The organism is Halococcus morrhuae DSM 1307, from assembly GCF_000336695.1.
GTDB classification, from domain to species: domain Archaea; phylum Halobacteriota; class Halobacteria; order Halobacteriales; family Halococcaceae; genus Halococcus; species Halococcus morrhuae.
Genome location: NZ_AOMC01000036.1, coordinates 1 through 8,418 on the forward strand (window position 1 = coordinate 1; position 8,418 = coordinate 8,418).

Annotated in this window: 6 protein-coding genes and 1 pseudogene; 1 reads left to right on the forward strand and 6 read right to left on the reverse strand. The window is 57.1% G+C overall.

Annotated elements, in window-relative coordinates:
- A partial coding sequence (locus C448_RS01885; RefSeq protein WP_004051517.1) for a mechanosensitive ion channel family protein occupies positions 1 to 942 on the forward strand: 942 nt, incomplete at its 5' end.
- Positions 943 to 1,063: 121 nt separating this feature from the next.
- On the opposite strand, the gene C448_RS01890 is transcribed toward C448_RS01885, so the two are convergent.
- From C448_RS01890 to C448_RS16610, 6 genes and pseudogenes are all read right to left on the reverse strand, one after another.
- Entirely contained in the window at positions 1,064 to 1,348 is a 285-nt protein-coding gene (locus C448_RS01890; protein WP_004051518.1) for a DUF3006 domain-containing protein, read from the reverse strand.
- The gene (locus C448_RS01895) at positions 1,348 to 2,925 is read right to left on the reverse strand and encodes a lamin tail domain-containing protein (protein WP_004051519.1); all 1,578 of its coding nucleotides are present in this window, start codon (positions 2,923 to 2,925) and stop codon (positions 1,348 to 1,350) included. Before C448_RS01895 ends, C448_RS01890 begins: the two co-directional genes overlap by 1 nt.
- Positions 2,926 to 3,505: 580 nt before the next feature.
- The gene (locus C448_RS01900) at positions 3,506 to 4,153 is read right to left on the reverse strand and encodes a helix-turn-helix domain-containing protein (RefSeq protein WP_049916022.1); all 648 of its coding nucleotides are present in this window, start codon (positions 4,151 to 4,153) and stop codon (positions 3,506 to 3,508) included.
- A gap of 313 nt (positions 4,154 to 4,466) precedes the next feature.
- Positions 4,467 to 6,041, reverse strand: coding sequence for a S8 family serine peptidase (locus C448_RS01905; RefSeq protein WP_004051521.1), 1,575 nt, complete (start codon positions 6,039 to 6,041; stop codon positions 4,467 to 4,469).
- A gap of 134 nt (positions 6,042 to 6,175) precedes the next feature.
- Entirely contained in the window at positions 6,176 to 6,952 is a 777-nt protein-coding gene (locus tag C448_RS15300; protein ID WP_152415497.1) for a carbon-nitrogen hydrolase family protein, read from the reverse strand.
- 246 nt (positions 6,953 to 7,198) lie between these two features.
- Positions 7,199 to 7,326: pseudogene (locus C448_RS16610) on the reverse strand (IS5/IS1182 family transposase); the annotation flags it as partial.
- Between the last annotated feature and the right edge of the window lie 1,092 nt (positions 7,327 to 8,418).

The following is an 8,418-nucleotide window of genomic DNA, read 5'->3' on the forward strand; positions in this document are numbered from 1 at the left end:
GTCGCAAACGTTCCATACCGCAAGAAGGCGTCCAATTCCCCTGAACTCAGCGGTAGAATCGCCAGACGGAACCGGCGATCAACAGAGCACATTATCATCATCTTCGCACTCCTCCTCGCGCTCCAACAGCTCCAGCTCCCGATCCCTGGCGATATACTGTCGAGTATCGTCTCGGCCGTGCTGAAAATCGTCGTGGCGGCCATCATCCTCGGCGTCGGGTTCGCCATCGGCCGGTTCGTCGGTGACATCATCGGCAGTGTCCTCGGTGGGTTCGATGTCGACCGCTATCTGGAAGGGACGCCGCTCGCGCGCATCACGGACGCGGTCGGCGGGGTCGGCAACGCCCTCGGGACGGTCGTCGAATACATCATCTACTACTTCGCGCTGGTTCAGGCGGTGGATGCGCTCCAGTTTGCCGTCCTGACCCAGATGTTCACCGGCCTGACGGCGTATCTCCCGGTGCTCATCGGCGCGCTCATCTTCCTCCTCATCGGCATCTACGTGGCCGACCTGCTCGGTGACGTCGTAGCGGATATCAACACGAGCCAGGTGACCGACTACGCCGGTCTCGGTGTGAAGGTGTTCGCTTACTACTACGTCATCACAACGGTGTTGAGCAGACTCGGTCTCGGCGTCGATATTCTAGAAACCCTCTTCAACACGGTTGTCGTGTCGGTCTTCGGGGCGCTCGGTGTCGGGCTTGCCCTCGCCATCGCAATCGGTCTCGGCTGGGGCAGCAAGGACTACGTCGCCGAAAACATCGGCGACTGGCTAAGCAGTGCGCGAAGCAGTGCCGAAGACCTCGTTGAAGAGGACGAAACTGCCGACAGCACTCGCGACACCGGCAGCACCGGCGGTACTGGGGACACCGAGGACATGTTCGATGACGACAGCGGTCCGGGAGGCTCCGGACCGAGCGGCGCGGGTGGCTCCGACGACTGACCNGGTACTGGGGACACCGAGGACATGTTCGATGACGACAGCGGTCCGGGAGGCTCCGGACCGAGCGGCGCGGGTGGCTCCGACGACTGACCACCCGTCTCTAGCCAATCGGCTTGTCCGATCAACTCTTTTCGTCACTTCTCGGCGGCCGCTGCGAGAGGCGGTCGAATCGTGACTGGGCCTGCTCGGCCTGCTTGCGTGTCTCTTCTGGGCGGTATGAGATGGTTTGGACCGTCTCGCCTTCCATCTCGATCGTGAAGATCGCGTCCCGATGACGACCGTCTTCGGGCAGTTGCTCTCGAGGAACCGCAATATCCCCCACCGTCTCCCCATCACGTTCGAGTAGCACCACTGCGAGGTCGTCCTCGAAGCGGTCCAGTACCCCGCGGTATTCTTTGGTCACCATCAGTACTCCTCCTTGAGGACCTGTTCGTCCTGCGCGTTTGTAACCGTGATCGTATCACCGCCGTTATTCCAGATCGCACTGCCAGACCCCCAGTACAGGTCGTTCCCGGCATCCGTTCCCTCGCCAGTGTGGAGCGTGAGCGTCTCGCCGGCCTCTATGACAGTCCCGGATGAAATCGTGTACTCGCGTGAGCTCCCATCCTTGACGGTCCACCCCGAGACGTCAAGCGATGTTGACCCCGTGTTTTCGAGCACGAGGTATTCATCGTTGAGGTTCTCTCTATCGTCACCTTCCGCATCGGCATGGATGGTCGTCACTTCGAATGGACCACTCTCATTCACCCCCGATTCCGTGCCACCATCACTCGCAATCCTCGTCGTGGCTGGTGTTTCCGAAGACTCCGAGGTCGGTGTCGATGTTGATGAACGCACTGGTGTGTTCGCGGCTGGCGTCGATGTGCCTTCCGGAGGATTTTGCGATAACCCGCTACCGACCGTGATGCTCTCGCGGTGGCTGACTGGTCCGTCCGTGCCCGGTTCGACCGGGTCTCCATCTCGGAGTGACGTCGGGTCGGTTGGCGCTTTTTCCTGGGTCGCAATATCGATCGTGTGGCCATCACTCGTTACGACGATGTTGCCGTGGGTTGCCGTCCAGTAGACTTCGATGTCATGCTCCCCAAACCGATGAAGCGCCTCCGGGGATGGATGGCCGTATTGAGACTTGTACGCGCTCGATATCAGCGTCACTTGTGGGTCAACTGCATCGAGGTATGGATTCGTACTACTGGTATCGCTGCCATGATGGCCGGCCTTCAGTACCGTCGAATTGAGTCGGTCACCGTACTCGTCTGTGAGGTGGCTTTCGGCCCCTTTCTCAGCATCCCCCGGCAGGACGAAACTTGTGTGACCGAACCCGAGTCGTAGAACAATGCTGTTCTGGTTGGGGTCTTCGCCTTCGATGTAATTCTCGGGAGGACTGAGGACCTGTGTTTGGACACCATCGAAGGGGATCGAGTCCCCAGCGTGGGTCTCATACAGCGTGATGTCATACTTTTCGACCGCGTCGAGATAGTCTTCATATGTTTGTGAACTGGAGCTGATTCCAGGATCATAGACTGCGCCAATCCCGTTGGCTTTCGTCTCGTAGTATTTGATGACGGCGGCATTGCCCCCGATGTGGTCGGCGTCGGGGTGGGTCGTCACGAGATAGTCGATACGGTCGATGTCGTGTTTTTTGAGGTAGTCGAGCACGAACTCGCCGTCATCGCGGTAGTCACCCGTATCGATCAGCATCGTCTGATTGGTCGGCCCGATGATGAGCGTGGAATCGCTCTGGCCGACGTTGATCGAGTGGATCTCGAACGTGCCGTTGGCCGCTGGTCCTGACTGCCGTGACTCACTCGTATTCGCGGGACTATTGGTCGAGGGAGTCGTGGCGTTGATTGGTGTGTCACCCGAGCCGGCGCTATCGGGAGCACTGCTTGGCTGCGTCTGATTTGACGAGGGTGAACTGCTCGCACATCCCGCGAAAACGATGAGAAGTGTGACCACCACAACGCCGAGTGTCCGCCGCTTCATGTGTGTCTATCCACTGGTTCGCCAGATGAATCCATCGGTCAGCGACCCATGTTTGGCCGTTGCATCCAGAACACACCTCTTCCGAACGGCTGCTCCTCCAGAGATAAGTGTTCGAGCGGGTTCGATCTCGTTCAGAGCCCGAGGTTCTCACCAACGTCACCGAGATCACCACTGGTGACTTGTGAGAGCAACTCCTGTCGTTTGTCTTCGGGCAGATTTTCAACCAACTCAACGAGGTTATCAACCGAAACGTCTTGGGGGTCGGGCAAATTTCCACTCATTGTTGAACCACAGTGCCGTCTCTCGGAGCACTACTATAATTCTTGCCGTGTTGAACGGCTATTATGCAGATGCACATCTATGCAACAAGTCTGAATACAAGGTTATTGAGCAACAAGCACCCGAATTCCTGCGTTAATTCTCAATACAAAATGGCGAATCCAATTTTGAACGTGCTGTATGCAGAGCAGGGATTCAGCAGGGCTGGACGGTGGCAATCGACTGTTGCGGGAGTTCTAACTGGGTGCGGATTTACTGGATGGTCCACTAAATCAGTCCTGGCGCGCACCGGGGCTCCCGCTCACACCAGCGACGTGAGAATCCGCAATTCGGCCTTCCGGAGGTGTTCGTCGACCGTGCTCGCCGCACAGCCGAGACCGTCGGCGATGTCCTCATGGGTCGCCCGCCGCGGGATGTCGTAGTAGCCGTTTTCGACGGCCGTTTCGAATACTTCGAGCTGGCGGTCGGTCAGCAGCGTGAGTACGTTTCTGCTGTTCGGTGAATACTCGCCGACCTGCTCGACGGAGATATGTGTTTCTTCGGGCAGTTCTTCCAGCGCCTGCTGGAGCATCTTGTGGGTGCCGACGATGGTGATCTGGAGTCCACCTTCGATGAACGAAAGCGGCGGGATGATCATGAGGGCGTACTTCTGGGCGACGGCCATCAGCCGGCCGGCGGGCTGACCCGGCTTGACGTGGACGTAGAAATGGAACGTCTCGCCCTCAATGGCGACTGGCGCACACGAGAGTAGTTCGGGATGGCCATCGAGGCGCGTTTCGAGGTCAGTGACGTCGCCGCGGAGGCGGTAGAGCATCACGCCCGTGCCATTGGCGAGCGCGTTGATGTGGACGAGCGCCTCGCGCGTGACGCCGGGCGTCTCGATGATGGCGTTATCGACGGGATGAATCGCTCCATCGTCTGGTTTGATGGTGAACTCGAAGTACCTCATGAGGCTCGTCTCATCACGATGACCCATATTGCTTCGAACGATAGTATTTTCGAATGGTAGAGGCCCGTCATTGATTCTCGGTATACATTCGGCAAATTTCAATACGATTTCGCATGGATATTTGAGACGATCATTCGCCCTCTTGCGGTCTTGGTTCGTGGTGATTTCCAAACACGCTCCTGAATAGCCCTGTATGGCTGAGGATCAACTGCTCAATGTTTGCCTGCAGATGCTCACGAAGACAAGAATAACTGAGTCTAACTCATGGGCACATGATTGGCGTTACGTCACAAAAACCGTCCGTACCGTTCGATTATTTCGTTTCAGTGATTGTCAGCGTATAGTCACCAGACCCGCTGTATGAATCGACGTCGATCTGCATGGCTGCCGAGTCGTCGGGGTTGTCGATGGTGATCGTCTCCTGGCTGTTGGTCGACCGAGAGGTGTAGTCATAGTTGTTCGGTGAGGCACTCTGGCTTGTGCCCGTGTTGACGTAAAGGTCGAAGTCGGCGTTGGTCGGTCCATCGAGTTCAACGGCGACCTGGCTCGGCGAGGAGTACGTCCACGACCACGTGTAGTCGTCGTAGTCCGAGGAACTGTACAATGTGCCGCTGACATTCCCGGACGTGGTTTCGCCGCCGCCTCCGCCGCCACCACCGCCACCGTCCGACGGATCGGTGGTGACAGCTGCGAGGGCATCGACCTGACCGCTCCCCTGCTCGTTCTCGGAGAGGCCGATGTCCTCGGCGGTGTTTTTGAGGTGTGATCGAAGTTCGGAATTGGTGAGGTTCCACTTTGCGAGCGTGAGTCCGGCGACGCCGGAGGTCACCGGTGTCGCCATCGACGTGCCCGAGAGCCGCTCGTAGGAGCCGCGCGTTTCGGTAGTCGTCGAGAGCACGTCCACGCCCGGTGCACACAGTTCGACCTTCTCGCCGTACTGGCTGAAACTCGCCAGCTGTTCGTTGTCGTCGACCGCCGAAATCGCGACGCACTCGCTGTAGGCGGCGGGGTAACTGACGGAACTAGAGCCGCTGTTCCCCGCTGCGGCGATAACGAGTGCGCCGTTGTCGGTCGCGTAGCTGACGGCATTTTTCATCGTGCTCGTGTAGCCGCCACCGCCAAGCGAGAGGTTGATGATGTCGGCTCCTTGGTCGGCCGCCCACTCTATGGCGTCAGCGATATCTGATGTGGAACCGCTCCCGCCTTCGTCGAGTGCGCGGCCATTAATGAGCGAGGAGTTGCCTTGGCCAGCGACGCCGGTGCCGTTGTCGATCACGGCGGCCGCACAGCCCGAGACGTGGGTACCGTGGTACTCGTCGCTCGGTACATCGGGATACGGGTCCGAATCGTCATCGGCAAAATCCCGACCGGGGTTGGACTTGTAGTTCGATTGGAGGTCGGGGTGGTCGTACTGGGCACCCGTATCGACGACCGCGATAGTGACCGACGAATCGCCGAGCGTAGTGTTCCACGCCTGATCGGATTTGACTTGTGTCGGTGCGTACTGGTCGCCGAATCGTGGATCGCTCGGTTCGTAGAGCGCTTCGTGGGTCGTGTTCGGCTCGGCGTACTTGATGTGATCTTTCTTCGTGATCGCGTCGATGAAGTTCTCCTTCGCACGGTCTGCGGCTTGGCTCGGGAATTTCACCGCGACATAGCTCAGTGTCTCGTTTCGGTGAACGATCTCCGCATTGCTGGGGACGGCCTGTGTGACTGTCTGGTCCATGTCGGCCGCCGACGCCGACACCCCGACGAGGATTTCGTCTTTTTTCGGACCGGGCTGACGACCCGGTGTAGCCGATGCGACGCCGCTCAATCCGCCGAGCAGCGCCCCTGCACCGATTGCTTTCAGGAACGATCGCCGATCTGGAGTGGGTTTTTCAACCATATCCAGACCTATCATTAATACACCACCCCTTAAATCTTCCTATATAATCATGTAGGAATTGCTCTCCTCATCTATTCCGTTATAATTGAAAGTTGGTTAGTTTGGTTTCAGTCGGATGTTGAGGATAGAATACACTACAGAAATGCTGGTCGTGGATACGTTTCTTTTGCTCGTTCAGCAACATCGAGATCGACATCGATGGTGACGAATGGCTGACCCTGTGAGGTACGAGCGATCATCGTTCCATCGGGATCCACGATCCATCCCTCGCCGCCAAATATCACGTCCGATTGGTCGTCTTCGATGGTGACGCGATTCGATGACGCGACGAACGACCCTGAAACGACGCTCATCGCTTGACCTCCAGCACGCCATTTTTCGAGTGTACAGGCTTCAGTTGCTCGGGGATTGGCGATGAGATGTGCACCACTCTGACCATACGATCGGGCCTTCTCAGCGGCCCACAGGTCCGTACAGATAAGAAAGCCCGTCAACGCTCCAGCACATTTCACTGGCGTGAACTCACGTCTCCCACTATCGTACCAAGATGCCTCCCAGAAGCCTGGCTCCTCCGGGAGATAGCGTTTCTCGTGTGTCGTTTCTATCCCATCGGCTGGGGTCCACATGAGGCCCTCGTTGAGCCGCCGATCGTGGCGGATCGTTGGACGTGACAGAAGTACAGTTGCCGGTGCAAACTCATCTAAGCAAGTAATCCACTCGTCGTGAGCGGTGACTGCCTGTTGCCACGCAGCCGAATCATCGTCGGGGCTTGCCGGAAGCCATTGGGCAAATGGCATCTCTGGGAGCAATACGAGATCGCTCTCCTCAGCAGCAACGTGATCGACGAGGTCGTTCCAAGCACGCTCAAACGCTGAACGATCTTCGGGGAGTTCACACACAGTGAGGCGCATTCTTCCAGTGATGAGAAGAACCACCACATAAATATTCCTTAATCATCTTCTCCGTAGGATCCCACTTTCAGTACCTGCTCAACTCGATCTCATCCTTTTTGTGCCGGCGATTTCGCCGGATAGTAGCTTTTCATTCATTTCGGATTGCGGGATCAGACGCAGAGCTTCTATGGTGTCACCAGGCTTAGAGAATGCGATCAAATCAGCAAAATCCTGCTCTATTGAAAATGCGGTACGGGAGTACGATCATAGCGTCTTGGCGAGTTTCCTGATGTTGTTGAGCGCGAACAGGAGAACGATCTCACGGAACTGGCGATACCAGAACCGCGAACGCAGGGCGAGTCCTGCGTTCGCTTGACCGTTGAGTAGGAGGTACTGAAGGTGGGGTCAATAGGCACTCCCCTAATTACAGGGTGCTCTAAGACTGCCACTCAGCTCGATCGAAAGTATATCCGCCGCACTCGCGACACACTTGCGGTTGAAGCCTGAAGCACGCCCCACAGGTCTTGCACTCGTATGGATGGGATTCGTCAGGTTCAGCGTCCGTGAATACCGTTTTGACACGATCTAGTGTGCTCATTGTGAACCATCCTTGTACCTGACCGTAGTATCTCAGAACATGAATGTCTTCTCTCCGCCTGTAACGAGGGGAAATCTACTAACAGAGGAGCGCTCCTATCCGATTGACGCAACCAATCCCGGTTGCACGCCCGGACTCGCCTTGGCGCTCGCGGCGAGTGCCTCGCAGTACCGAAACAATGTCCAGCACGCTCGATCCGAGAGTTCTGGTCGCTTACGTGTCTCGACATCGAAATGGCAGTTCTCACCGCCCACGGGGCGGAAGTATTACGGTTGTGCGTTTTGGATGCACACACGATGGACCGTGATAGCGAGCGCGTCGGCGGAGCTGGTGGGATGTATTCTCGGAGTGGCGTCCGAGTCGAGTGAAGAGCAGCTCCGTGCTACCCACCACCGAAAACCGCACGTCCCGGCGTGCTCGCCACGACAGTCCGCTTCTCCGGCCACCAGTCCTGTCGTAATTGTCTCCTCTCACCGACAGTTCCATCTCTATACCATCCTTGAAATACTCATAGAGTCAGATCTCCCTCCCCGAAGGGGCCGTGAGGCACCACGGTGGGGAAATGCTCACGCTTGTCGATCTCATATCCAATATCCATCGCTTGTTAATCAGCAGATGAGAATATTCACTACCTGATGTTCGGTTGTATTCTTGAATCATCAAGTAGCTCAAGATTGAATTGCCAGTATAGAATGAGCAGTCCGGTGTAGAAGCCCGCCCACGCATACCATCCGGGCGGTCTCTGTTGGATGAGAGGCTCCGCCGCCCAAAAGACAAACAGCAGCAATGAGGAGCCCGTCCAAGAATTCCGCCGCACCAGTTCCCTGACGACAGCTGAAGATACTGCTGTACGATTCGACAGACCGATTCATCCGTCGACAAAAAA

Coding starts and splice junctions, on each gene's coding strand:
- C448_RS15300 (WP_152415497.1), bottom strand. CDS start 6,952: ATGCGCCTCACTGTGTGTGAACTCCCCGAAGATCGTTCAGCGTTTGAG.
- C448_RS01890 (WP_004051518.1), bottom strand. CDS start 1,348: ATGGTGACCAAAGAATACCGCGGGGTACTGGACCGCTTCGAGGACGAC.
- C448_RS01905 (WP_004051521.1), bottom strand. CDS start 6,041: ATGGTTGAAAAACCCACTCCAGATCGGCGATCGTTCCTGAAAGCAATC.
- C448_RS01900 (WP_049916022.1), bottom strand. CDS start 4,153: ATGAGGTACTTCGAGTTCACCATCAAACCAGACGATGGAGCGATTCAT.
- C448_RS01895 (WP_004051519.1), bottom strand. CDS start 2,925: ATGAAGCGGCGGACACTCGGCGTTGTGGTGGTCACACTTCTCATCGTT.